The organism is Nitrospiria bacterium (genome assembly GCA_036397255.1).
In the GTDB taxonomy this organism is placed as follows: Bacteria; Nitrospirota; Nitrospiria; order DASWJH01; family DASWJH01; genus DASWJH01.
The window spans coordinates 29120-54897 of record DASWJH010000084.1 but is presented as its reverse complement, the minus strand read 5'-3'; the positions used below and the strand labels follow the sequence as shown (position 1 = coordinate 54897).

The window sequence follows — 25778 nt, the reverse complement described above, 5'->3', positions numbered from 1 at the left end:
ACGGACATGGATGCCTCTCTTGCATATACCATGACTTCCATATCGATGGACCCTCTAACTCTTCGATGGATGAATAATTCCGCACGGATCACATTCGCCAATGTGCTATCCCTAACTTAATGGTTTGCCGGACAGGCTCATTACCTATTGAAATAAGTTTTAACTGAGTTGATGGAATATATTAAAGGATACTAAGTGCTCCTTTTCGTAAATTCGCTAACGTATTTTAGCGGTGTTGAAATCTTAGTCTGTCATTCCCGAATGTTTAATCGGGAATCCAGTTTTTTAAAACCAATGGCTCCTGGATTCCCGCTTTCGCGGGAATGACGGCCTAATGCACACAATATGGGCACTTAGGGTGTCAACATCGACAAAAAGTTGTCGATAAAGACATTGGCCCGAAGGGGCCACGTCTTCCGGGCAGTGTCCCGGAAGACGCGTAGATACTTTTTCAACAGATGTAGTGCTTACAGCGCGGAGGCAAGCTCCGCTCTGTGTCTTTTCGGAGGATACGTCATCGTAATTATGAAATGGAGTACTAAGGGATTGGACGATGTTTTTCCGGGCCGCTTTGAAGGAGGGGAGGAGACTCCCCTCAATTCCCATGACAAGAGAAAAAGACATGGCCAGTATTACGATAATGGGAGTTAGAGTAAACCGAAAGGCCACCTCTGCAAAAGTGGCCAAGTAAGTGGTAAAGACGGGGTCATCATTTGAAGGGACAAGGCTAAAAAAAGTTTCATTAAGGCTTCCATTAGAGATAGGAAAATCGATTCAATCAAAAATGCAAACAGGATGCTTCCACGATAGAATCCGAGGGCCCGAAGGGTGTCGATTTAAACTGTACGGTTGGCCACAGTGCCTTGGTTCTGGGGCACCACGTACCCCTAAGCATTGAGCAGGAACCTTGGCTGATCGGCTCTTTGACCTTATTGGACCGTTGCGATTTCAACCTTTGTTTGGCCTGGAAAAACCATATTGAATAAGAAGCCAAAGGCCAAAAAAAAATCCCCCCCCTTTTCGGAAAGAAGTTTTTTCGTTTGTTAAAACAGGGGCTTCACTTGGGTGATTCCTGAAACGGGAAAGATGGGAGGGTGGAGGGAACGGTGGTTCCATAAAAACCCTTTGTTTAATTTGAAAAAGAATCTAATTATTCCCATTCTATCGTTTTCTCCCCAGAGTCTTAAAGAAAAACCCTGTTTTCCCTGAAAAACATTCTCTTGACAAAAGCGCGGGTTCAAGGTTATAAATAAACTAACTAGTCAGTTTATTTATACAATGCTTACAATGGAGGTTTAAAGTGAATTGTCCAAGATGCAAAGGGGTCATGCTCCCAGAGCGGTTTCAGGATGTAAGGGATGATACGGGTAAAATAACATTTTACGGTTGGCGCTGTTTGACTTGCGGTGAGATTCTGGATCCTGTTATCATGAGAAATAGGGGTAATCGTCCTTTAACCCGGAGTCGCGGAAACAAGGTGTTAAAATCATCTTTTTTCACGGGAAAAAGCAAATAACCTTTCCCTGAAACCGCGAAACTTTTCTGTGAGTTCTAGCATTTGAAGAAAACGTTTCCAACAAAAGGTGAAATTACTCGGAATAAGGTTTTAAAATCTGCCCAGCGCCTGTTTTTTCTCAACGGATATCATCGAACCAGTGTCGATGATATCCTGAGGGATTCCAAAGTCAAAAAAGGCAATTTTTATTTCCACTTTAAGAGTAAAGAGGCGTTGGGATATGCGGTGATCGATCTCTATTCTGCCTTTTTTCGGGAAAATCTCAATGAGATGATACAGGGAAATGGAACGTCCATTGGGAAAATCCTTTCCTTTTTCTCCAAGGGGGAGAAGCATCTCGCCAAAAACGGTTGTCTGATCGGCTGTCCCTTCGGAAATTTTGCCTTGGAAATGTCCGATGTTCACGATGGGTTTCGGGAGCGGGTGGACCAGATTTTTGATGAATGGGCCCACCAAATGAATCTGGTTCTTCGGGAAGGAAAACAAAAAGGAGAAATCCGAAAAGAAGTAGACACAAAGGCCTTATCTCATTTATTGGTCGCCGTTGCAGAAGGGGCCACCCTTCTGGTTAAAGCCAAGAAAAATACCTCCGTTTACAGGGCCTGTGCGAGAAGTCTCCGTGCCATGTTAGAGCATTCCCAGGTTTGATCCCTTTCTGGTTGACTCACCCTCCCCTTTCCTTCATAATTTTACGGTTTTTTCAAATTGGGCGCCTCTATGATTCCCTATCCGCAAATTGATCCAACCCTTGTAAAGCTTGGCCCCCTCCAGCTGCGTTGGTACGGCCTCATGTATGCCATCTCTTTTATTTTGGCCCTATTCTTTTTGAAAAAGCTTGTGGTTCGGCTGAAGGTCAAAATGAAAGTAGAGGAAGTCCCCGATTTGGTCCTTTATGCGGCCATGGGGGTCATTTTTGGGGGAAGGTTGGGGTATGTCCTTTTTTATAATTTCGATTTTTATTGGAATCATCCAGGACGAATTATTGCCATCTGGGAAGGTGGGATGTCTTTTCATGGGGGTTTGTTGGGAGTGTTGGTGGCGGGCTCTCTTTTTTGTTGGAAGAGGGGATACTCCTTTCATGAGGTAGCCGATTTGGCAGGAGTGGTGGCCCCCATGGGCTTGTTTTTTGGGCGGATTGGAAATTTCATTAACGGTGAACTTTATGGCAGGGCGACGGATGTTCCCTGGTGTATGGTTTTTCCAACGGGAGGGGATATATGCCGTCATCCGTCTCAGCTTTACCAAGCGTTTTTAGAAGGGGCAACTCTATTTACAATCCTTTGGGTGTTAAGCCGGAAGCCCTTGCCCAGGGGAGTTCTTTTTTGGACCATGATCATGGGTTATGGGGGGTTTCGGTTTTTTGTTGAATTTTTTAGGGAACCCGATGCTCACCTAGGTTTTATTATGGGGCCTTTTTCTATGGGGCAGGTTTTAAGTTTTCCAATGTTTGGGCTAGGTTTTGTGATGCTCATCGTCCTTTTAAATAAACACACCCCTCCGGAAGAGGCCAAAATGAAAAGAAAAAGGAAAAAGGATTAATGGAAAAGTTGATCCCTTCTATACACGTTTTAAAAACCAGAATACATTTCCTGAATACTGAATATTAAAAGGTTTAGAATTTTTTTGGGTGATCATTAATGTTTCCAATTTTGATCCTGTGGTTCCATTTAATTGCGGTTGTTTTCTGGTTTGGGGGGATGTTGTTTCAGTGGCTGGTTTTAGGCCCGGTTCTGCTTGGGGCCAATTCGACAGCAAGAGACCTGGACATTCAACGGAAGGTCAACCAGCGATTTAAAACCGTTCGGTGGGTCAGTCTGATTACCTTGATTGTGACCGGGGTAATGAATCTTCTCTACGAGGGAGGGTCCGCCCGGTTGGAGTCCGACTGGGGAGGGATTTTAATGATTAAATTATTTTTGGTTGCCGTTGTGATCGGCTTGAGTATCGTTTTGGATGTGGTGATGGGTTCTGGAGGAAGGAGGTCCCTTTCCCCTAATTCCCCTGCATCAGTAGAATGGATCAATTTAGGAATTCTTCTTTTTGGCTTTTTGACCTCTTTGATCGCAATCTATTTGGCGAGGTTTTAAGTGTCTTTTCTTAACCCAATCTCCTTCCATTAGCAGTGTCTCCTATTTTAAGCGAACAAAAATCCCTCTGGGTAGCAAAATCCCTTTTATTTTTCTCTCCTTATTTAAAGAAAAAATTCGTTTGAACCCCAAATAGACATTTGCAGACTGAGAATGCTAAAATTCGGAGTTGGGAAAAAAGGGGTTTGTTGGAAATGGTACAAATGAATCACCCATTGAGCCAAAATCTGAAGAAGGGCCTTCCTCAAGTTATTGAATTGATAAGAAATACCGGGTTTTTTGATTTTTTTGACCTGTTTCCCCAGGGCGAGTTTTATCTGGTTGGTGGTGTGGTTCGAGATTTGATGTTGGGAAAGAAAACGCAAGATTTGGATTTGGTGGTCCGGAAGGTTGCCCTACCAGATTTAGAAGAGGCTTTAAAAAATTTAGGCAAGGTCCAGGTTGTTGGAAAAAATTTTGGTGTGCTTAAGTGGGCTCCAAAGGCGAAAGGAAGCGGAGTGGTTGACATTGCCCTTCCACGAACGGAGAAATCTAAGGGATTACGCGGTGTTTATCGAGAATTTATAATTGATTCTGACCCTAACCTTCCCATGGAAGAAGATTTAAATCGCCGGGATTTTACGGTAAATGCCATGGCCCTTGACCTTCGGACCGAAAAGGTGCTGGATCCCTTTGGCGGGTCGGGTGATTTAACGGGGAAGAAGCTTCGTGCGGTGGGAGATCCAAGGGTTCGGTTTCAAGAGGATTATTCAAGAATTCTACGGGGAATCCGTTTTGCCTGTCAATTGGGTTTTGAGATTGAGGAAGAGACCTGGATGGCCCTCAAAGGCCTGATTTCTGGCCTTGTGAACCGGCATGAGGATGAAAGTTTTGTGGTTCCAAGGGAGGTAATCGGTAAGGAAATGGTGCAGGCCCTAACCTATGATCCGGTTAAGGCTTTTGATTTATTCGGTCAAAGCGGGGCCATGGAAATCATTTTACCGGAAATCCTTTCCATGAAAGGTTGTCCTCAGCCGAAAAACTTCCATAGTGAAGGGGACGTTTGGACCCATACAAGGTTGGCCTTGGCTCAATTATCTTCCCCAACCTTTCGGAAAGAGTTCCCAGGGGAGCCTTTGAGTGCGGAACTGGTTCTGTCGGTTTTATTACATGATCTCGGAAAACCCCACACGCTCAAAACTCCTGAGCGGGATGGGACCGATCGGATTCGCTTTGACGGGCATGACCGTGTAGGGGCGCAAATGGCATCTAAAATTTGCCGCCGTTTGAAGCTTTCACAATATCCGAAAGGGGACCTTTTACATGTGGATTCTGAGGATTTATCCTGGTTGGTTGGAAAGCACCTAATATTGGTTCAGGGCCAGGTAATGGAAATGAAAGCAACGACCATTGAACGCTATTTTTTAAAACCCGGCTTTCCGGGAAAAACTTTATTACAGTTAATTTTGGCTGATTCCCTGGCCACCATTCACGAGGACGGGTTTCCTAATTTGACCAGCTATTACCAGGTGAAAGAGAGAATAACCAAAATCCAAAAAAAAGCCCAACAGTTCCGGAAAGTTCCTGCTCCCTTTTTAAATGGGGAGGACGTGATGCGTATTTATGGAGTCGGGCCGGGGCCCCAGGTTGGAGAAATTCTATCTATGCTTCGGGAAGAGCAATTAACCGGGCGTGTTAAAAGTCGAAAAGAGGCGATCACTTTTTTGAACCGTTCAAAGGGTAACCCAGGGGATACTAAGAAAAGCGTGAACCATTAACCGTTTCAATTTTTAAAATTTTTTTCTCGGAGAGGAAAATCGGATGATTACCAATTTTGAAGTTTCAGTATTTTTAAAGGATTTAAGGGACGAGGGGCCTGAGGTAAAGGGGATTGTGGAGAATTTTTTAAAAGTGGTGGATGATGCCCACAATCCGGATTTGGATAAGGCCCGCAAACGGTTACAAGCCCTCATGAAAAGAGATTTAGAGATCGGAAAAAATAAAGAGGTGTGGGACCTTTTTGCCAATCGACTGGAAGGAATTCCACCCGAAACGAGTGATCCCCTTTCCCCAAGAAAGAAGGTGGACCTTGGGCTTTCCCCTCCTTAAAAAGCGAAGGCCCATTGAACGGCATATTCTTCATAATGGTCCGTGCTATCCACCAACCGGACCTCGGCTTTAAGGGCGCTGAAAGCCATGATATCAAAACGGATCCCCGCAACAGTGATTTTTTTATCCTGTTTTCCCAGGGCAAGGAAATAGGGATCTTCTTCATGTATGGTAAAACGCTCATGCCGTACATAAGGGGTGACGCGTTCTAGAAATTTATAACCCCCTTGTATATACCAGGCATAATTGATGAAATGCGAGGCTCCAGACCCATGGTCACGTATCTGATATCCCTCAGCAATTAATTCAATATTTTTGGCAGAATATTCTAAATCTGCACTTAGAATTTCTTGGATGACTTGGTTGGCTCCTCCAACCAAAATGCGATTACCATCTATATCAAAAAATTGTATTTCGCTAAAGTTTCCGGAGATTCCAATTCCCAGTCCCTCAATTTTTGATGGCAAAATTTCCAAATGAAATGAAAGGGCTTTGTTTTTATTATTGTCCGAAACACTGTTTGGATCTAAACTTCCGGTTGTTCCGGCGTTTTTAATTTTTGGACCGTTCCCTGCCATGACACTATACTCTAGTGTTCCTTGGTTTCGGGATAACCGACCTGTTAACCAAAGACCGATCAGGTGAGTGGGTAAAACCCCTCCCTGGTCATCAAATTGTAGGAAGGATGGCCTATCGATGGTTGTATATAAAAGAGAACCGTGGTGATAGGCTGTGTTCCAATACCCCAACACATTATGAAATCGCCCTGCCCGGACAATAAACTCATCACGAAAATAATAACTGATTTGTAACCGCTCTAAATCAATCTCAAATTCTCCATTATCTTCTCCTTCAATGAGAATTTCACCGAGAACATCGATTCGATCATTTAAGGAGTGAGATAGGTATAAATCTAGGTGGCCTAGGGAAAAAGCCCCATTGGTATTCCTATCAGTGGTATCTTGTTTGTTGTCGGTATAATTAAACGTTACGTCAGCGAAACCTTTGAATTCAAAGGTCGAGGCTTTTAAGGGGTGCAGAAAAATCAAAAAAATAAAAAAGGCAAGGAAAAGGGGTGTCCTGGTTGGTAAAAGTCTTTCATCTTTCGTTTTAAAAATATTTTTCATTTGGTTCAATTTTCCATTGGGGAAAATTTTTAGAATCTATCTATTTTCCTCTTACTGATCTTAGCATTTTTTGCAATATTGGCAATCTTTTCCCCTTTTTTCATACTCGAGAATATTTCCTAACCGATCTAGTTCAAAATGACAACAAGCCAGTAATAGGGTTTTTAGTTTCTCTCTTCCCCTTTGTACCCTGGATTTGGCCCCGGACAATGACCGACCTAGGTGTTGGGTTAATTCTTTTTGGGTGATTCCCTGAAACTCTGTTAGGAATAGTGCCGACCGGTAACGTTCCGGGAGGTTTTCCAACATAGGCTTCAGACATTGGCCTGCTTCTTCATTGAACGTAATCTGATGGGCTTGGTCGCTGAAATTATCGAAAACCACTTGAGGGGTGGCCTGTTTTCCTTCTCTTCGATAATGGTCAACCATGGCATTTTTTACGATTTTAAACACCCAAGCCTTGAGGCTTTCTTCTACCTTCAGCTGGTTGGAATGTTTATGGATTTTGATAAAAATATCTTGAAGGATGTCGTCCGCATCCTGTTTGTTCCTCACCTGTTTTGAAAGGAACCGGTGCAGGTCTTTGTGAAATTTCATCCACACTGCAGAGACATCCATTTTTTTTCCGCTATGGGTTTGTGAACCGAACGTTTTTGGTAATTCCAATAGGTCTCTTCAGCCCTTCCTGTGCCAATCGGTGCTGAAAAACGGTTCTGGTTACACGCAGTTTAAATGAGATTTGATTTCATGAACATAGGTTTTATATGGATCGGCCATCGGGAAGGGGTTTTTTCCCTTGATCTGAAACGCAGCCCAGTTGATGACATAAGGAGAGGGATTGTGAATCAGGTGGCTGATTAAATTCCCCCTCCCAAAGGCCCGGGTGTTGCGGGGTGGGTTTTGTGTAGCTAACTGGATAGCGTTGTCTGTGGTAAAGCGAAGGGCCCGGTTCTCTTCCAAAAGGCCAAAGAAGAGTCCTCTTTTGGGATCAAGATTGTGATAGGCCAGGTCTAGGCTTTTGATCCAAGGATCGTTCCAATCCAGTCCTTCGGACTCAATAAAGGTTTCCAAAAGCCAGCGCTTGGCAGCCCAATCCACCCGATCAACTAAATGATGATAATCCCCTCGTAGATCCCCTAATACCCGTTCCCACTCCACCAGGATCCAATCGGTTTCTGGGTCTTGTCCTTTGAGAAATTGCTTTGCCCGTGACAGATATTCGGTTTGAATGTCAATGGCTGAAATGGTTTTTCCACTTTCCAAGGGAATGATCCATTGACGTAGTGGGTCCCTTGAGATGCTTTTTAAACTTTGGACGGGGTCTTTCAGGTTCAAATGGTTTGGACCTTTACCCTCCTCAATCAGTTGAAGGACCAAAATGGTCGTTCCGATTTTAAGAGCGGTTGCAAACTCCGACATATTGGAATCCCCGATCAAGAGGTGAATACGACGATAACGGGTGGGATCTGCAAGGGGCTCATCCCGGGTATTAACGATTGCTCGGTTAAATTGGACCCATTGATAGAATTCATTGACAATATGATCTGCGCGCTGGGAAATTTGAAATGGGCTTTGACCCGATGGTGAATCTTTCTTGCTTCCTTTTCCTTCCTCCAAAAGGATCCAATCTCCAAGGGTTTGATGGATTCCTACCCTTCCTGTCCCTGAATAAATCTGACGGGTGACCAAAAAAGGAAGAAGTTGGGAGAGGCCCTCAAGGTTAAATGGGAAAGCGCGGCTAACCAGAAAATTTTCATGGGAACCAAAGGTTGCCCCTGTCTCATGATCGATGTTATTTTTTATTAAATCAATTTTATCTTCGGGATGTATTTCCCTTAAGGCATTTTGCAGAATCCAATCCCCCGCACGGTCAAAGGTCACCATATCTAAAAGGGAGGCACATTCTGGGGAAGCATATTCAAGATGACCCATGTCCATATAAATACGCCCTGCATTCACAATGAAACCTCCATTTCCAGGGGGTTCATCATAGCCACGGTGGTGAAGATCCACTATCCCGATTTGTTTTTTCTGAAAGAGATAATCTTTTAATCGGTGGCCCACTTCTTCCGGAGATAAAGAAGGGGATTCGCTGGTGATAAGGCAACCATATTCGGTTTCCAAACCCATGATCCGATTGAGCATTTTATTCCTTTGAGGGGTGAACCCACTGGGTAAGAATGGATTCCATTTCTTTAGGGCCCAAAGTTCGGAATTTAGAGGATCCGGGGTGCCCTTCTTCCAGAACGGCTATTTCAGGTTTAAGGGTTTGAAGGGCTTTTTTGATGATCACATCCCTTTCGGAAGAGGACGGGAGAGAAGCTTTTCCTTTTTTCTCTTCTTGTTCTCTTTCCTCGGCAAATTTATTTTGGCTCGAAAAACCTACCGCCCAGGCTTTAAGCGCCAGTTGAATGGCGGCATCTCGGGGTAATGAGGAAAGGTTTTTTGTTTTTTTCAAGTAATCGGTCATCCGTTGACCGATTACTGGGTTTGCGGCCAAGACGGCCATATCTGTATATTCCTCAAAAATGCCATCATAATCCAATGACATGATGGGGGTCCGGTGGAAAGATGGGTCTAATTGAACCAAGAGGAGTTTAATCACAACCGGGGCCCGGAATATTTCTTCAAAGGCCTGTTTCACGGGTGGTGCCAAACCAAATTTCATGAGCCGGGCGATGGTAACATCAGAGGGTGAGCGATTAAATCCTTCAAGATGAGCCATTTCTAAAAGCGAGGCTCGCATTCTTTCCAGATCTGCAGGGTGTCCCATTCCACCCAAAGCGATGCGATCATAAATTTCATAAATTTTTTGAGTGCCGCTACTGAAGGTGAGCAATAATATGCCGGCGTTATACACCAATGCCACCACAGGACTGCCCTGCTTGAATTGGTCGTCTAAATAGGCCCTTCGGTTTTCAACGGCCTCAATCCATCGATAGGGTTCCTCAAACATGGGTTTTCTCTACCCCTTGAAGGAAAATTTCCCGAAGATGGGTGGGGTTCACTTCTTGGATTCCCTCTTTGGTAATTAGTTTGATCACTGGAAATATGTTCGCTTCTTTTTTAATTCCCCCAGTTGCAGAATCGAATTCCGCAGCGGTCTCAAGTATTCTCAAGGAAAGCAAAAGAGCCTCTGATTCGGTCATTTGGGAAAGCGGTGTGGGGGTCCAACAATTGACATAATGGAGAATTCCTCGGATGGTCGGAGATCCGGAGCCAGAGGTGGCAAACTCTACCCCTGTAAATTCTGCTCCTAGAATGTCATAGAAATAAATACGTCCTGTTCTTAGCCCTATATCATATAAGGTAAAAATCGGAGCAATGGCCCCGATTCCCTGCAGGGCCATGGGAATATTTTCTTTCAGAAGTCTGGATAGGGCACGGACCTTTCCTTCCAAGCTCAAATCTTGAAGTTGGCTTCTTCGATAATATTTAAATGAATGATCCAATATCCGTGCGATTTCAAACGCCGTAGCAGGGACCCCGGCAATAGCCAACACACTGTGTCGGTCGATTTCCAGAACTTTGTCTGTTCGATCATGCATTACGACATTTCCGGCAGTGGCTCGGCGATCACCAGCGACCAAAACACCTTGATTATATTTGAACGCGAGAATGGTTGTCCCTTGGGTAATGGCGTCTTTTTCTCGATGTTTTTCTACCGATAAGGAATGTTCAAAACGATATCCATTCTGTTGAAGTAGATTCAAAAAATCCCCTTTCAATGCAGCTCTCCTTTGTTTTTCACGATCATTCGCCGGTTCTTTGTCGATAGCGTTCCGCTTGTTTGGGATCGACCTTGCGCATGCGTTTTAAGAGGTTATCTTTTTCGGGGGACCCCACGTCTGGTTTTCGGGGACCGTCCTTATCCAGTGGCCGCTGAATGGGCTCTATGGGGTGCTTTCTCCGTTCGAAAGAAAAAGGGATCGAGAAAACAGTTTGTGAAATTTGAGGTTTTCTGGGTTCCATGATGATTCCTCCCGCAATAAATTAATTTTTTAGGTGGATCCGATTCTTTAAACTACTCAGAACATTCATTGCTTCCTTCCAACTTGATGCGGCTTCCAATTGTGTGTGCCATTCGTTAATTTCTCTAGGGTCTAGAAGTCTCTCCATATTGAGTACGGGTTTATGCCACCCGTTTTTGAAGGATATTTTTTCCCATTGAATGGATTGGATTTGGTCCTTAAACTTACGAATGCAAAGACCACGAATTCTGGCCCGGGTTCCCTCCGGCGGAAAAATGAGGGCCTCTTGGATTTCCTGATCGGTGGTCAGCCGCTGAATTTTCCCCTCTGCTTCAAGTGCCGTGTACAACCCTCTTTCCGGGTCTAGGTTGTGGTATTCCAGATCTAAACTAACCAGCCAGGGATCGGTTTTGGAAATTTTTTCTTCATCACAAAAAGTGTTGAGAAGCCATTCTTTCGTAATCCAGTCTACCCTATCTTTTAATTTTGACCGATCGGTTTCCAATAGCGCTAATACCTCTTCCCATTGGCTTAAAATCCAGTCCGTTTCTGGGTCTTCTCCCGAAAGGTTTTTCTGAGCCGCTAACAGGTATTCGGATTGAACCTGTATGGCTGTTAAGGTTTTCCCTGTTTGGCTTCGGAGGGTTTGCCTCAAACTTGGATCTTTTGAGACCTTTCGGATAGTTTGGACGGGGTTTTCTAAAAAAATTTTCGGAGCTTTTCCCCGATGGATGAGTGTCAACACCAACCATGTGGTTCCTACTTTCAGGGCGGTGGCGTATTCCGACATATTGGAATCCCCTAAAATAAGATGAAGACGGCGGAATAGAGAGGGGTCTGCATGAGGTTCATCCCGTGTGTTGACAATGGGACGATCTTTCATTGTTTCAATACTCAGTTCTGTCTCAATAAAATCTGCCCGTTGTGAAATTTGAAATTCTCCAAACTGAAACCCGTTTTCCGGTGATTCAATCCCCATTTTCCCAGCCCCTGTGAAAATTTGGCGGGTGACCAGGAAGGGGATTAGATTTTGGGCTATGGTTTCAAAAGGGACGGAACGTGGAAGGAGGTAATTTTCATGGCACCCATAACTGTGTCCATGAAAGTCGGTATTATTTTTATAAAGCTGAACTTTCCCCCGCCCTAAACTCAGATTTCGTTTCCCTGCGGCCTGCCGTAAGGTCCATTCCCCTGCCTTATCGTAGATCACCAGGTCTTTGATTCGGTTGCATTCGGGGGTTGAGAATTCCGGGTGAGTGTGATCGTTATAAAATCGCGCTCCATTGGACAACACCAGATCGCTTTTCATTTCATAAAAGGTAAAGGGACGGTTTGAGTCAATCCCTTTGAGGAAGGCTTTTTCTTCGTCGTCTTGGCTTAACCCTTTGACACGGGTACCTCTAGCGTCTTGGTGCGGGTCTTCCCCTTGGTAATCCCATTCCTGTTGAAATTTACCCTGAAGATGGGTCCTGACCAATTCCATGGATTCAATGACTGGGTCCACTGTTTCGAGGTCCTCCCGGGTAATTCCATATTCGGTTTCTATTCCAAAGAGTTTAAACATGTGGGGTTTTTCGGATTCGGGCTTTGCCATAAGGGGCCTTTGGAAATTTTAAATGATCGTTTGAGGATGGATAGATCTTTCCCTCTTCCCCTTACGGGACGCCAAGACACTGACCACCTGATGGGGATCTTTGTCCAAAAGTTTTAACCATTCCTCAGAGGAATCCTCGGGAGGTAGAATTTCACCTTCTCGATATTCTTCTTCCACGGCCTCCTTTAAATCTAACATTTGAATTCCCCCGCCTTTTTTCTCCTGAAGGGTTCGTTGGATGGCTTTTTCTTTTGCCCGATGGATCAAAGCGGCAAGAATCGCCCCAGAAACCAGGTCTCCCCGATAAAGAATATCCCGCTTTCCATTGCGATATTGGACGGTCAGGACCTGATTTTCTTCGGACCGCTGAAACAAAAGGTCGACGCCTTGTTGGATTAAAGCCTGTCTAGCCGCTTCGGGATCATTCCCGTGTATTTCCAGCAGTTGGGGGTCCAGAGGGATATCAGGGGTCAGATAAATATTTAGAATTTCAGAGACCCCTTTTTCATCGGGTCGTTTTACTTTTATTTTTCGGTCAATCCGCCCCGGTCGTAGAATGGAAGGATCAATCATATCGGGACGGTTGGAGGCAAGGATAATCACCACATCCCGCAGCGAATCAATACCATCCATTTCTGTGCAAAACATAGGAACCAGCGTGTTGGAAATATTCAAAGACCGCATGGCCCTTCGGGTGCCTAAAATCGATTCCGCTTCATCTATAAAAATAAAGGGGAGAAACCCCGCTTTCTTTTTTAATTTTGCCTGGGTAAAGAGATCCCGGACCATCCGCTCGGATTCCCCTAGCCACATATTTAATATTTCGGGCCCTTTGATATGCATAAAGAACTGTTGGAGCGGTTTATTACCCTGTTGCTTAGAGAGTTGCTTTGCAAGGCTAAAGGCCGTGGCTTTCCCGATCAGCGTTTTACCGCATCCCGGAGGCCCATACAGGAGAAACCCTTTGGGTTGCTGGTATTGAAATCGTTTAAAAATTTCAGGATTAAGCAGGGGATGCTCAATGGCGCGACGAATGGCAGTTACCGCTTCTTTTTGACCCCCTATCTCCTCCCAAGAGACCTGGGGAATTTCCTCTAAAAGGTGTTGCCGGGTTTCGGGTCGTTCCAGGTTTTCAATGGCTACCCGTTGGCTGGGGTCCATTCGAATCGTATCCCCGGGTTGAAGCGCTTTGTTTGCCAGTTGAGTGGATCGAATCAGGAGAATATTTTGCAAGCCTTGTTCTTGGCCAACCCGAATTCTTCCGTCCGGAAGAGCGTCTACTACCTTAGCCACAGGACCCCCACGATCATAGTCCAAGCCTTTTATCACCGCAAAGGCTTCATTGACTAAAATTTGTGAACCGATTTTTAAATCTTCTTTAGAAAGTCTGGGATCAATTTGAGCATGATATTCCGATCCCCCAATAATGATGTGGGCCATTCCGGTGGCAGGTAGACCCAATAGCGTTCCAACCCGGTTGGCGGGAGAGGTTACTTTTTGCAGAACCTCTTGGAGCTTTTTGACTTCCGTTTCTGCTTTTTGAACGGTAATTTCCCCGTTCAGAAGCGATTGCCGGAGCCGGTAAAGCGTCTGGTGCCGTGGGTCCTGCAGGTCCGTAGCGGTTAAAAGCTGATCAATCAGGCCAATGGAGGTTTCATTCTGCTCGGAAGGGGATTTTGCTGACCCTCGGCTGTTTTCCTCACTAGAATCTGAAATTCCCGTCGATTGAGGGTGATGGTCGCTCATAAGAATTTTACCCAAGGGTTAATCAAAACGATTTTTAGAATAACATAAACCGGATTGGGGTGTCATCCTCTATATATTGGGGTTGGCGTGGTTGCCTAAATTGAGGGCCCGTCCGGCAAAACAAATTGCCGGTCTTCCGGCCCCAAACCCCACTTTCGCTTGGGCAAAGCCAGATGGAGCCCCCTATTGTTCGTTTTTGCTCACTAGTTAAATACCCACGGGTGATGCCAACCAAAGGACCATTTCTTTAAGGCGTGTGTGAGGCGGACTTCTCGCTGAAGGCAAGTCAATTGGATTTGTGGTTAAAAAGTGGCAGGGGCTCTTCCCGTGGGTATCTACCGCTTTTAAAAAAACCGATGACAGTTTGTTGGGTTAGGCAATAGCAAGAGAAAGGGTTATTGAATGATGGTAAAAAATTGTTTGGTGGCATTATTTGAACTAATTTTCGCTGCGACGCTCCGTGCAATTCCCCGGAAAACCTCCGATTGAGGGGAGGAGGGGTGGGACACCAGGAGGGGCTTTCCATGGTCCCCCCCTTCACGGATAGAAGGGTCGATGGGAATTTCTCCTAGAAAAGGGACACCCAGTTTTTTGGCGGCTTCGCGGCCGCCCCCGTGACTGAAAATATCGGTTTTTCCTTGGCAGTGGGGACAAATAAAGGTACTCATATTCTCCACAATACCCAGAAGAGGAACATGGACTTTTTGAAACATAGCCAGCCCCCTTTTAGAATCAAGGAGCGCCACATCTTGAGGGGTAGTGACAATCACCGCTCCCGTTAAAGGAACCAGTTGAACGATACTGAGTTGAGCATCTCCTGTTCCCGGAGGCAAGTCTACGAAAAGGTAATCTAACTCCCCCCATGCCACATCCCTGAGAAATTGCTGTATGGCGCCATGAATCATTGGCCCTCGCCAGACCACGGGTTGGTCCTCAGGAACCATAAAGGCCATGGACATGATCTGGATTCCGTGGCTTTCTGCAGGAGCCAGTTTCTTCCCTTGATTGGTTGGGGGTTTTTGAACTCCCATCATCATCGGGATGTTCGGGCCATAGATGTCCGCATCGAGTATTCCCACTGCAGCACCGGCTTGGGAGAGGGCAACCGCCAGATTAGCGGTTGTTGAAGATTTACCAACCCCCCCCTTTCCGCTGCTAATGGCGATGGTATTTTTGATTTGGGGTATAAGGTTATCCTTGACTTGGGAGTCTCCCGAGGTGATCTGTGATTTAAAATGAACGGTCACCTTTGATATTTCGGGAAGGGAACGGAGAGCCTTTTCCACCAGGTCCCGCAGTTCTGCCGTAAGGGATTTAAAAGCTGGGGTGGTCAGCAAAAGGGTCAGTTCTACCTCAAATCCTTTTATTTTGAGGTCTTGAATGGCGTTGAGTGTTCCTAAATCTTTTTCAAGATCAGGCATTTGGACCTTACTTAAAACGCCAATGATATCCTGTTCTTTGAATTCCCCCACTTTATCCTTAAATATCCTTGATTAAAAAAGAAACCAGGTCGGTTATATCTGAACCATCAATAGGAGGTGGGAAAACCTTAATTCCCCATCGGAAGCCATATTAACACAGTCTCCCTTGCCAAATCAATTTCTTTAAGGGCCCCATTATTTTTTAACTGTTTCAAGCCAGGATTTCACATCCGAAAAGACCTGTTCCTTTCTAACCTCACTGAATATTTCATGAAAAAATCCCGGATAGGTGATCAGTGTGTTGAGAGGGTTTTTGAGGTTTTGATAAAACTCAATGCTTCCCTGGGGATTGACGATTCGATCACCGGTTGGACATAGGATTAAGCAAGGAAGGTGAAGACGGTGAGGATTCCTATGCACAAATGAGAGCATGTGATTAAATTCCAAAAAGAAGCGGGGGGTGATAAAGGGGTGAACCAGTGGATCCTGAATGTAGGCCTTTCCAACGGATGGGTCATGGGAGAGGTGCCGATACCGGAGTGTATGGCGGAGTTGGAGGTTGGGTTTAAACCAGTTTAATATTTTTACCACGCCATAAAGGGACCTATGAAAATTACGGATCCTCAGGCCTGGTGCGGAGAGGATGATTCCCTCCAGGTGGGAATCATGGGTCATTGCAAAGGCGGAAGCGATGACCCCTCCCAAACTGTGTCCAATGAGAAAGGTTTTTCCATGGGAAAACTTGTTTTGAACATGTTTTATAAAACCATTCAGGTCATCCAGATATTGAACATATCGGTCCACATGGCCTCGTAAACCCTGGGACCTTCCGAAACCTCTTTGATCCATCAGGTGTACCGCATAACCCAACGGGAGAAAATATTCAATCAAGTGGGTGTACCGGCCAGAGTGTTCACTTAGACCGTGAATCACGCAGAGATGGCCTTTAATGATTTTTGGTAAATGGGAATGTGTGAAAAGCTTTAACCCATCGGTGGTGGTGAGCCAGGTTTCTTCAGGTGCGGGTTTTAGAAAATGAATGGGTTTGTTCAATTCCTTTGGGAAAGACGGTTTAATGGGGTTTAAACCTTGGGAAGGGTGACACCCTGTTGAGCTTGGTATTTCCCTTTCTTATCGGCATAGGAAGTTTCACACGGTTCATCGCTTTCAAAAAATAAAACCTGGGCAATCCCCTCGTTGGCATAAATCTTTGCTGGAAGAGGGGTGGTGTTCGAAATTTCTAAGGTCACAAACCCTTCCCATTCCGGTTCAAAGGGGGTGACATTGGTAATAATGCCACAACGGGCATAAGTCGATTTTCCCACACAAATGGTCATGACGTTTCTTGGAATTCTGAAATATTCCACACTCCTACCTAAAGCAAAAGAGTTGGGAGGAATAATACAGACCTCTCCTTCATAATCCACAAAAGAACCTTTATCAAACGCCTTGGGATCTACGATAGTGGTATTGATGTTAGTGAAAATTTTAAATTCATCGGCAATCCGAATATCATACCCGTAGGATGAAAGACCAAAAGAAATGGCGTTGCCCCGTATTTGTTTTTCTTCAAATGGCTTAATCATTCCTTTGCGGATAGAATTCTCTCTAATCCAACGATCACTCTTAATCACGGCTCACCTCCTCTTCAATGGGTATTTCCACATGCTTTGGTTGGGGATATTGATACACTTTGTTTTCATAGTTTTTTAGAATAACCTCGCGGCTATTGATGGACAAGAGATTATCCGATGGCAGAATGGGGATTTTCCCCCCCCCTCCCGGCGCATCAATGACAAAATGAGGAACCGCCATTCCAGAGGTGTGTCCCTGGATCGCTTGGATAATCTCCAACCCTTTTTCCACGCTTTCCCGAAAATGCTCTGTCCCATTGACCAAATCCGTTTGATATAAATAGTAGGGTTTTACACGAATGGCCAGTAATTTTTGCATTAACTGTTTCATCACATCAGGATCATCATTGACTCCCTTTAATAACACGGTTTGGCTGCCCAGGGGAATCCCGATATTTGCTAATTTTTCGCAAGCCTGTTTTACCTCAGGCGTAATTTCATCGGGATGGTTGAAGTGCAGGTTCATATACAGGGGGTGATATTTTTTGAGCATGTCACACAGCTTATCCGTGATTCGGGAGGGTAGGCTTCCAGGAACCCGGCTTCCAATTCGAATAATTTCCAAGGTTGGTATTCCCCTCAGGGCCTTAAGAATGGTTTCCAGGTGCCCATCCGGAATGAGTAACGGGTCACCTCCAGAGAGGATGATATCCCTAATTTCCGGGTGATTGGAAATGTATTCCACCACTTTCATCAGATCTCCTTTTGAAACAAAACCAGGTTTTCCAACCAACCTTTTCCGAGTGCAAAAGCGGCAGTAAATGGGGCATTGGTTGGTGACCATAAATAAAACCCGATCGGGATAGCGATGGACCAAATGGGGAACCGGGCTGTCTTTTTCTTCATGTAAGGGGTCATCAATACAATGGCTGGTGTTTTCCATTTCAGCGGATTGAGGAACGACCTGGTTCCAAATGGGATCTCCCTTTTCCTTGATCAGATTTAAAACATGAGGGGTAATCCGCATGGGATATTCTTGTATCACTTTTTGAACCTCTTCAGAGGGAACACCCAGATGCCTTTCTAAATCTTCTGCTTTTACAACGCTCGCTCTCAAATCTTTTACCCATTGTTCCATGGATATCAATCTCCTTTTTTCAAAGAGTTATACGTGCGATCCAAGTATCCCACAATTTCTTCCTCATCGGATAACACAACATCTCCATCCTGAAGAACGGGAACGGTATTTTGACCTGAGACCTGAAATACTTCTTTTCTTTGAGGCCGAGCAGCCGGAACCTCAATTTTTTCATAGGCCAGCCCCAATTCATTCAATTTTTTGATGACCACTTCGCAGTAAGGACAAAACTCCAGACTGTATAATTTCAACATCAAAATTCCTCAATTCTCGTTTCGAAGACCGCAGGGGCCCATAATGGCATCACCCATTCCGTGAATCAATTTTTTATCAATGGGGCAGAGGGTGGCAAGAATTCCTGAGAGAACAGCTTGATTTTCAACCACAAAATAGTAAGGGGATAGACGAACGCGACCTGCCATGGGGATCAATTCCCGAGAAGGAGAATTCACATATTCCATCTCAAACCGTTTTCCTTTATGGAAACTCTGCAAAATATAGGGGGTTTTGTTAAACTGATCTATGGCATTTTTTAAGACGGCCTCCCATTGCTTTGCAGGAAGGTCATGGCCCACATAAACCCCCCGGCTTCCCCAGGCCAATTCTGAAAACCCGGAGGGTTTAATCACAAATTGGCGCTCTTGCTGGGTACCATGACTCAGCTGAAACCAACTCGTAATCGAATGAGGGCCGAGTTTGAGGTCAGGAATTATAGCATGGGGAGGGATTTCTCTTGGATCCAAAACCCAGGTTTTCGGAAACAGATCTTTCAAGAGTCCGAAGGTTTCCTCCCCCAATTCTTTTTCCCAGAATGGCTGCAAAACGGGGTGATGAAATAAAGCAAAAGCAAGCTTCTCCTCTAAAAACGGTTTGACGGGAGGGGTCAGAGAGATTTTGTCTTTTTTTGCGCTGTAGAGAATCAACTCCGATTTAGGAATATTCATTAAATCAAATAACTCAAAAAATCGGTAACACACATCTATAGAAACCGGGCCTGAGCCCTGATCTAGCCATAACCCTTCCTCGCTAAATTGAACTTCCCTGGGTTCTAGCACATGGGTTTTGATACCCGACTCTCCCATTTTTTCTCCAAACCATTTCATCTCTGCCCGGTAATCCTTGGATTCTTCAGAAATGACGATTGCCAAAACTGGGTTTTCATTTTTGGCAAAGGACCGGACTGCTTTTGAGAATCCATCCAACATTCCCGAGGGCCCACCGACCACCGAAAACGTTTGGGTTTCATAGGCTTTCGAGAGGCAAGCGGTGGTTCCTATCCCCCCTGGAACAGAATCCAATTCGGTTGCGATCATTCCTGAATCCGTTGGAATTAGATCAGGGCGAATAACCAAAGGGATGTGCTGTTTGAACCGATTCATCCGCCCATAGGCGATAAGGGCTTCTGGTTTTCCTTGATCCAAGTAGGCGGAACACCATTTTGGTTGAATTCCCTTGATGCTTTTGAAATAGAGCTGGTTGAGGGCTTTATAAAAAGAGAGGAGAGCGGGCCCGAGGTTTTCGAGAAATTGAATTTCCTCTTGGCTGATCCAGAACGGGTGTGGGGAAATACGCCAACGAGAAGGATCTCGAGAGGATTGGGTGGTTTTTTGAAATATCCCGGCCTCTATCAGGGCTTGTTCAACGCCTAAGCAAACAGCCCGTTTTTCTCCTTTGGTTTTTATCATCACACGGGGTTATCGGTTATGATGGATCTAAACCTTGAGTAAATGTTTCGAACCTCGATCATAACATAGGGAAAAAAGTGATGGCAACCTTTAAGTCACCTGGAAAGGAGCAAAAAAAAGCTTATTTTATCTTTAGATAGACTCAGTGATGAGTTTGGCAAGGCGGTCGGGATAGTTGGTGAATAGGCCATCCACTCCCATTTTGAGAAACCGTTTCATTTCATCGGGATGATTGACAGTGTAGCAGAACACCTGAAAGCCCCGGGAATGGGATTTATCCAAAAGGGCGGGGGAAATTTTCCGAAAGGGAATGTGTAAGGAGTAGGCCTTGAGATCTATTGCACTGGAAAAAATTTTTGAAGTGGCTTCACGATGGGAGAGATATCCAAGAAAGGCTTCCGGAAAATCCTTTCTAATTCTCTGAATGGTTCCATGGTGAAAGGATGAAATCAAAGTTTTCGAAAAGAGATGACACTGATTGAGCAGGTGAATTATATTATCTGTGAAGTTTGGATAGGGGGAGGTTCCCTGTTTCAACTCCAGGTTCAAGGTCACCCGGTCCTGGACCATTTCTAAAACCTCTTGAAGAGTTGGAATGCGTTGGTTTTCGAACTTTGGGTTGAACCAACGCCCCACATCCAGTTTCTGTATTTCCTTAAGCGTGAGGCTTCCCACATTGCGTCGAATTCCGGCCGTCCTCCAGAGGGATGTGTCATGTAGGACCACTGGAACTCCATCTTTTGTTTGGTGTAAATCCAGTTCAATTATGTCTGCTCCCATATCCATTGCCTTTTGGATAGAGGCCAACGTGTTCTCCGGGGCATAGGCTGAAGCGCCGCGGTGAGCAATGTTTAAAGGGTGAGGCAATGGTGGTGCCTTTTCAGAAATCCGTTCTGACACGATTTCAGAGGTGGGGGTAGATGAGAGCGGAGAATCCATATATTTTTCAAGAGAAGATGTTTTTATTTAGCGATTACAAAGCCTTTTGGGAAAGGTTTAGATTCGCATTCGTAACTATAGTCAACTCTTCCAAGGTGGGGTCCTAATAAAACTAACATAGCGGGTCATCCTTGTCAAAAACTCACCGAAAGGAAACCTATTTTGTTTTCGATGGTAAACGGAACCGGAGGTTGGCCTATATTTCTTGACACTTTTAGGGGGTTTGGATAAGATACGATCACTGGTTTTCCCCAGAATTAAATCAGCCTGTTTTTTGATTTGATTAACGAAATTCTTCAAGATAAGGAGCAGGGAATGAAATTTTTTATCGACACCGGCAACGTAAAGGAGATCCAGGAAGCCCAGGAAATGGGAATCCTGGATGGGGTGACCACCAATCCCACATTGGTGTCTAAGGAAGGTCGAGAATTTGAATCCCTATTAAAAGAGATATGCTCCATTGTAGATGGTCCCGTAAGCGCAGAAGTGGTCAGTGTTGAAGCCAAAGCCATGGTGAAGGATGGGAGAGAGCTTGCCAAAATACACAAAAATATTGTGGTGAAACTCCCAACCATTTCGGAAGGGGTTAAAGCCGCCAAGCAATTGGTTTCAGAAGGGATCAAGGTGAACATGACCCTGGTTTTTTCACCGAATCAAGCCTTGGTGGTGGCCAAAGTGGGGGCAACCTATGTCAGTCCTTTTATCGGAAGGCTGGATGATATCAGTCAGGAAGGAATGGATTTAATTCGCCAAATCGTTACCATTTATGAAAATTATGGATTTCAGACGGAGGTTTTGACTGCAAGTATCCGTAATCCGGTTCATGTGGTGGATGCGGCTTTGGCGGGGGCTCATGTGGCCACTATGCCTTTAAATGTCATCCACCAGCTTATCAAACATCCTTTGACAGACATTGGTCTCAAGAAATTTCTTTCCGATTGGGAAAAGGGGTCCCAGCCGAAGAAAAACTGACCCCAACCCTCCAAAACCGTACGATTTGATTTCCTTCCTAATCCATGATGGCCAGATAAGGGTTTGGCTCCCCTTCCTATGATGATTCCATTTTTTTGTAAAAAACGTTTTTTGGGTGTGTTGTTTTTTCTTTTATCTCTCCTTGTCTATGGAGGGAGTACTGTGTCTGGGAAAAAGAACCAGTCCTTTTTGGATCGGACTTTTTCTTCTGGAGGATGTTTATCCTGCCACGCCGAAACCCATCCTGAAAAAATTCCCATTGAAAAAGATTGTTCTTCCTGCCATACGGGATCTTTGGCATTTGAAATGAAAAACCCGCCTCCCATTCCCCTTGAATTTCCAGGTGTGGCAATACCTGTTTCTGAGCCGGTGGAAGGGATGGTTTTTATTCCTGGGGGGGCTTTTACGATGGGTTACGATAAAAGACATCCGGACGAGGCGCCAGCCCATACCGTGACGCTCCCGGGATTCTATATGGATCAATATGAGGTGACCCATCGGGAGTATAAGGTTTTCGCTGAAGAAACAAAAAGACCCTTTCCGGATGATTGGGTTCAAGGGAGATATCCTTCTGGAAAAGATGAGCATCCGGTCAATTTTGTAACTTGGTATGATGCCCACGATTATTGCCAATGGGTGAATAAAAGGCTCCCTTTTGAGGAAGAATGGGAAAAGGCGGCGAGGGGAGTGGATGGTCGTTTATTTCCTTGGGGGAATACATTCGACCCGCAAAAAGCGAATACCCCCCAATCGAAAATTGGTGATACCACTCCCGTGGGTCATTTTCCTGAAGGCAAAAGTCCCTTTGGGCTTTATGATATGGGGGGAAATGTCTGGGAATGGACCAACAGCTGGGCCGTGGCCTATCCTGGAAACCCTAGACCAAAGGCTCATTATTATAATGGTGGGTACAGGGTTTTGCGCGGGGGATCATGGGTTGACTGTTCTTTTTATCGTTGTGGAATTAGTGCCTTTACTTTTAACCGGGGTTATTTTAAACCCGAAACCAAAAATCGGGGTTTTGGATTCCGATGTGCAAAATCCTCATAAATTTTCGGTAATATGATTTACAATGGATTTTTTTTATTTTTCCTGCTGTTTTCATTTGTTTTAACAGCACGGGTTTTTTCCACTGATGCGGTTTCTATACCGATGGAATCCTCATGCCTTCTTTGCCATCAGAGCAAAAAACAGGGTTTACTTCCTAAAAAACAACCCGAATGTCAGGGATGCCATGATGAAAACCCTTTGGTTGAAACTTCAGACAATCAAAAGGGAGAGATCGACCAATCAAGAGGCCAAGGACCTTTCCATGTTCCCAGCCGAGAAACGCTCTTAACCGATCAGGAAAAGGATTTTATTTCCAAAGGCTCCCCACAGGAACCGGTGCTTTCACAAGAAATGGTTTATGTTCCAGAGGGACCGTTTTTAATGGGAAATAACGGGCGTAGTAGTTCAGAGGGTGCGGGCAATTCCGATGAGCAACCCCTGCACTCGATTAATTTAAAGGGATATTGGATCGATCGGTATGAAACCACCAATGCCATGTATGATCTGTTTGTAAAAGAGACAGGCCATCGTATTCCCAAACATTGGTTGAACGGAACTTTTCCTGCGGGCAAAGGAAACCATCCCGTAGTTTACGTGGATTGGAATGATGCAGTAGCTTTTTGCCGCTGGGCTGGGAAAAGGCTTCCCACCGAACCGGAATGGGAAAAAGCGGCCCGGGGAACCGATGGCCGGGTTTTCCCTTGGGGAAACCAGTTTGATATCCAAAAAGCCAATACACCCCAACGGTGGTTGTCCCAAGGTAAGGAAGGGGGAACCCTTGCGGTGGGAAGCTTTGAATCTGGAAAAAGTCCCTATGGACTTTATGATATGGCTGGAAATGTCTATGAATGGACATCCAGTTGGTATCAACCCTATCCAGGGAACACTGTTTTTAATATGCACTATGGGGAGATTAATAAAGTCTTGCGCGGGGGTTCTTGGTACGACTGTCTTTCTTATGGGTGCGGTTTAAGCGCCCCCAGCTACAATCGAACGCGCTTCACCCCAAAAATTCGGAATAAAGGTTTTGGGTTTCGGTGTGCAAAGTCCGAATTGACGCAATAAAATCCCTTTACCCTTACCCTTCTCTCCACACAACGGGAGGAACACTTCTCATGTGTGGGGCGTTCTGCACTTTTACCCGAAAATCCAACCCGTCATTCCCCGCGAAGCTTGTCCCTGTATCCTTATAACGGGGAGCCGGAATCCGGGTGAAGCCCGGAATGACAGTCAAGTTATTAGGAATTATGACCCACTACACTGGTGTTATGTCTTAGAAATACTTTGAAAAATTAAGGCCGTCATTCCCGCGGTAGCGGGAACCCAGGAATCAAAAAACACTGGATTCCAACTCATTCCCACTGGCGTGGTAACGGCCGGAATGACACCTTAAACTTGCTATTCCCCGTAGCTCGCTACGGGGGGTGACCGCTTAGGTTCCCCCTTTAGAAAAGGGGGATAAAGGGGGATTTGAGGATTTAGCTTTTCCTCTGAATACCCCGCAGTCTTGCTGCGGGGATTTTTATTGTAGGATGTTATACTAACGGTAGTTGGTAAACTGCATGTCGATTCCAAAATCCCTTCCTTTGAGGTGTTTCATAATTTCCTGAAGGTCATCTTTGTTCTTTCCTGAAACACGGAGCTGGTCCCCCTGGATTTGGGCCTGAACTTTGAATTTGGATTGTTTTATTTCTTTGACGATCTCTTTGGCCTTTTCCTGAGGAATTCCTTCCTGAAGGGTGATTTTTTGCCGAATGGTTCCCCCCAACGCCTCTTCAAATTTTTGATAGGTCAGGGCTTTTAAGGGAATTCCTCTTTTAACCAATTTGGACTGTAGGATGTCGATAACGCTTTTTAATTTGTATTCATCATCCGAAATTACCACCATTTCTTTTTCTTCCAGCGAAATCTTACTTTTACTTCCCTTAAAATCAAACCGCTGTTGAATTTCTTTCATTGCCTGCTCGATGGCATTTTTGACCTCTTGTAGATCAATTTGTGAAACAATATCAAATGAATTTTGGCTTCCCAATGTCTCCTCCTCTATTCTTTGGATGTTAATCGATTCTTCTAGCACAGGTTGGGTTCACAAGGCAAACTTTCCTTCGAAAGGCAAGTGGAGTGAAGGGCCGGAAAAAGGGCGGGTGTTTTAAAATTATTTGTTTTTAAAGGTTTTTTTTGAGGATTTTGAAGAAAGGTTATTGACAGGTTTTTTTTTAATAATACTATGATATATATTGTTGAAGGATGAGTGGGGATTTATTTTGAGAGCATTACAAATCCGAATTTTTTTTACTTTATTTTTAGGTTTAATTGGGTGTTTGAGCCCGTCACTATCTTGGGCTGTTATGGAAGAAGAAAATTTTTTCTTTAGCCTGGGTGGAGGAAAGTTTGTCCCATTCGACGGACATTCGGGATTTGTGGCGACGGGAGGGCTGTTTTTACCGGTATTATCTCACGTTTTAGTGGGAGGGGAGTTGGAATATAGACAATTTAAAACAAAATTTTTAGGTGTCCGGGGAGTGGAGTCGAAGTCGGTTGCTTTTCGGGCGATGGCGAAATTTCTTTTATTCCAGAAGGGATTCACACCCTACGCAGGGGGAGGTTTTTCAATTGCTCTCAATATCATCGATACAGAAAAAATAGAACGGGAGCGCCCCGGTATTGAGGTTTTTGATAAAGTGGGGATGGGTAGCGGAATATTTGGTTTAGTAGGAGTTCTTGTTCCGGTGAACTCTAATGTTTCATTTTTTGCGGAAGGAAGAGCCAGTTTTGACATTCAACTGACCCATTTTGAAGAAACAGAGGTTGAGAACCTGGGTGGTTTTTCCGGGTTAGGGGGAGTTGTTTTTTATTTTCTTTAAGAGAAG

26 protein-coding genes are annotated in these 25778 nt (G+C 44.8%); 9 read left to right on the top strand and 17 right to left on the bottom strand.

What is annotated here, in order from left to right; genetic code table 11:
* Positions 1 to 285 precede the first annotated feature (285 nt).
* Complete coding sequence (locus VGB26_11395; GenBank protein ID HEX9758381.1) at positions 286 to 669, bottom strand: ABC transporter permease; 384 nt, start codon at positions 667 to 669, stop codon at positions 286 to 288.
* 889 nt (positions 670 to 1558) lie between these two features.
* On the opposite strand from VGB26_11395, the gene VGB26_11390 reads away from it, so the two are divergent.
* The 5 genes from VGB26_11390 (at position 1559) to VGB26_11370 (ending at position 5691) form a co-directional block, all read left to right on the top strand.
* On the top strand, positions 1559 to 2164 hold the full coding sequence (locus VGB26_11390) for a TetR/AcrR family transcriptional regulator (protein ID HEX9758380.1): 606 nt from the start codon (positions 1559 to 1561) through the stop codon (positions 2162 to 2164).
* A gap of 72 nt (positions 2165 to 2236) precedes the next feature.
* Positions 2237 to 3055 (top strand): prolipoprotein diacylglyceryl transferase, encoded by an 819-nt coding sequence (gene lgt / locus VGB26_11385; GenBank protein HEX9758379.1) that lies wholly within the window; start codon positions 2237 to 2239, stop codon positions 3053 to 3055.
* Between the two features lie 98 nt (positions 3056 to 3153).
* Positions 3154 to 3603: a CopD family protein gene (locus VGB26_11380; protein ID HEX9758378.1), complete on the top strand. Its 450-nt coding sequence runs from the start codon at positions 3154 to 3156 to the stop codon at positions 3601 to 3603.
* A gap of 194 nt (positions 3604 to 3797) precedes the next feature.
* Entirely contained in the window at positions 3798 to 5360 is a 1563-nt protein-coding gene (locus VGB26_11375; protein HEX9758377.1) for an HD domain-containing protein, read from the top strand.
* 43 nt (positions 5361 to 5403) lie between these two features.
* Complete coding sequence (locus VGB26_11370; protein ID HEX9758376.1) at positions 5404 to 5691, top strand: hypothetical protein; 288 nt, start codon at positions 5404 to 5406, stop codon at positions 5689 to 5691.
* On the opposite strand, the gene VGB26_11365 is transcribed toward VGB26_11370, so the two are convergent.
* The 15 genes from VGB26_11365 to VGB26_11295 all read right to left on the bottom strand — a co-directional run bounded on the left by VGB26_11365 (position 5688) and on the right by VGB26_11295 (position 20886).
* Positions 5688 to 6818 carry a hypothetical protein gene (locus tag VGB26_11365; GenBank protein HEX9758375.1) on the bottom strand — a complete coding sequence of 377 codons (1131 nt, stop codon included), beginning with the start codon at positions 6816 to 6818 and terminating at the stop codon, positions 5688 to 5690. The genes VGB26_11370 and VGB26_11365 overlap by 4 nt on opposite strands.
* A 60-nt stretch (positions 6819 to 6878) precedes the next feature.
* Positions 6879 to 7484, bottom strand: a complete 606-nt coding sequence (gene sigZ / locus VGB26_11360; protein HEX9758374.1) for an RNA polymerase sigma factor SigZ — start codon at positions 7482 to 7484, stop codon at positions 6879 to 6881.
* 51 nt (positions 7485 to 7535) lie between these two features.
* Positions 7536 to 8963 (bottom strand): proteasome accessory factor PafA2 family protein, encoded by a 1428-nt coding sequence (locus tag VGB26_11355; protein ID HEX9758373.1) that lies wholly within the window; start codon positions 8961 to 8963, stop codon positions 7536 to 7538.
* A 1-nt stretch (position 8964) separates the two neighbouring features.
* Positions 8965 to 9774 carry a 20S proteasome subunit A/B gene (locus VGB26_11350; protein HEX9758372.1) on the bottom strand — a complete coding sequence of 270 codons (810 nt, stop codon included), beginning with the start codon at positions 9772 to 9774 and terminating at the stop codon, positions 8965 to 8967.
* Positions 9767 to 10546 (bottom strand): proteasome subunit alpha, encoded by a 780-nt coding sequence (locus tag VGB26_11345; GenBank protein HEX9758371.1) that lies wholly within the window; start codon positions 10544 to 10546, stop codon positions 9767 to 9769. Before VGB26_11345 ends, VGB26_11350 begins: the two co-directional genes overlap by 8 nt.
* 25 nt (positions 10547 to 10571) lie before the next feature.
* Entirely contained in the window at positions 10572 to 10790 is a 219-nt protein-coding gene (locus VGB26_11340; GenBank protein HEX9758370.1) for a ubiquitin-like protein UBact, read from the bottom strand.
* Between the two features lie 21 nt (positions 10791 to 10811).
* Positions 10812 to 12383, bottom strand: coding sequence for a proteasome accessory factor PafA2 family protein (locus VGB26_11335; GenBank protein HEX9758369.1), 1572 nt, complete (start codon positions 12381 to 12383; stop codon positions 10812 to 10814).
* Between the two features lie 18 nt (positions 12384 to 12401).
* Positions 12402 to 14129 (bottom strand): AAA family ATPase, encoded by a 1728-nt coding sequence (locus VGB26_11330; protein HEX9758368.1) that lies wholly within the window; start codon positions 14127 to 14129, stop codon positions 12402 to 12404.
* A 395-nt stretch (positions 14130 to 14524) separates the two neighbouring features.
* Positions 14525 to 15601 (bottom strand): iron-sulfur cluster carrier protein ApbC, encoded by a 1077-nt coding sequence (gene apbC, locus VGB26_11325; GenBank protein HEX9758367.1) that lies wholly within the window; start codon positions 15599 to 15601, stop codon positions 14525 to 14527.
* A 144-nt stretch (positions 15602 to 15745) separates the two neighbouring features.
* Positions 15746 to 16603, bottom strand: a complete 858-nt coding sequence (locus tag VGB26_11320) for an alpha/beta hydrolase (protein ID HEX9758366.1) — start codon at positions 16601 to 16603, stop codon at positions 15746 to 15748.
* A 29-nt stretch (positions 16604 to 16632) separates the two neighbouring features.
* Positions 16633 to 17136 (bottom strand): dCTP deaminase, encoded by a 504-nt coding sequence (dcd, locus tag VGB26_11315; GenBank protein ID HEX9758365.1) that lies wholly within the window; start codon positions 17134 to 17136, stop codon positions 16633 to 16635.
* A 40-nt stretch (positions 17137 to 17176) separates the two neighbouring features.
* Positions 17177 to 18262 carry a KamA family radical SAM protein gene (locus VGB26_11310; GenBank protein HEX9758364.1) on the bottom strand — a complete coding sequence of 362 codons (1086 nt, stop codon included), beginning with the start codon at positions 18260 to 18262 and terminating at the stop codon, positions 17177 to 17179.
* Between the two features lie 5 nt (positions 18263 to 18267).
* A complete protein-coding gene (locus tag VGB26_11305; protein HEX9758363.1) occupies positions 18268 to 18522 on the bottom strand; it encodes a glutathione S-transferase N-terminal domain-containing protein in 255 nt (84 codons plus the stop codon).
* Between the two features lie 3 nt (positions 18523 to 18525).
* Positions 18526 to 19947 (bottom strand): hypothetical protein, encoded by a 1422-nt coding sequence (locus tag VGB26_11300; protein HEX9758362.1) that lies wholly within the window; start codon positions 19945 to 19947, stop codon positions 18526 to 18528.
* A 132-nt stretch (positions 19948 to 20079) separates the two neighbouring features.
* Complete coding sequence (locus VGB26_11295; GenBank protein ID HEX9758361.1) at positions 20080 to 20886, bottom strand: glycerophosphodiester phosphodiesterase family protein; 807 nt, start codon at positions 20884 to 20886, stop codon at positions 20080 to 20082.
* Between the two features lie 315 nt (positions 20887 to 21201).
* On the opposite strand from VGB26_11295, the gene fsa reads away from it, so the two are divergent.
* The 3 genes from fsa (at position 21202) to VGB26_11280 (ending at position 23973) form a co-directional block, all read left to right on the top strand.
* Positions 21202 to 21858, top strand: coding sequence for a fructose-6-phosphate aldolase (gene fsa / locus VGB26_11290; protein ID HEX9758360.1), 657 nt, complete (start codon positions 21202 to 21204; stop codon positions 21856 to 21858).
* A gap of 162 nt (positions 21859 to 22020) precedes the next feature.
* The gene (locus VGB26_11285) at positions 22021 to 22908 is read left to right on the top strand and encodes a formylglycine-generating enzyme family protein (GenBank protein HEX9758359.1); all 888 of its coding nucleotides are present in this window, start codon (positions 22021 to 22023) and stop codon (positions 22906 to 22908) included.
* A gap of 102 nt (positions 22909 to 23010) precedes the next feature.
* A complete protein-coding gene (locus VGB26_11280; GenBank protein ID HEX9758358.1) occupies positions 23011 to 23973 on the top strand; it encodes a formylglycine-generating enzyme family protein in 963 nt (320 codons plus the stop codon).
* 475 nt (positions 23974 to 24448) lie between these two features.
* On the opposite strand, the gene VGB26_11275 is transcribed toward VGB26_11280, so the two are convergent.
* A complete protein-coding gene (locus VGB26_11275) occupies positions 24449 to 24940 on the bottom strand; it encodes a YajQ family cyclic di-GMP-binding protein (GenBank protein ID HEX9758357.1) in 492 nt (163 codons plus the stop codon).
* 232 nt (positions 24941 to 25172) lie between these two features.
* Between VGB26_11275 and VGB26_11270 the strand changes: the two genes are divergently transcribed.
* Positions 25173 to 25772, top strand: coding sequence for a hypothetical protein (locus VGB26_11270; protein ID HEX9758356.1), 600 nt, complete (start codon positions 25173 to 25175; stop codon positions 25770 to 25772).
* Positions 25773 to 25778 lie beyond the last annotated feature (6 nt).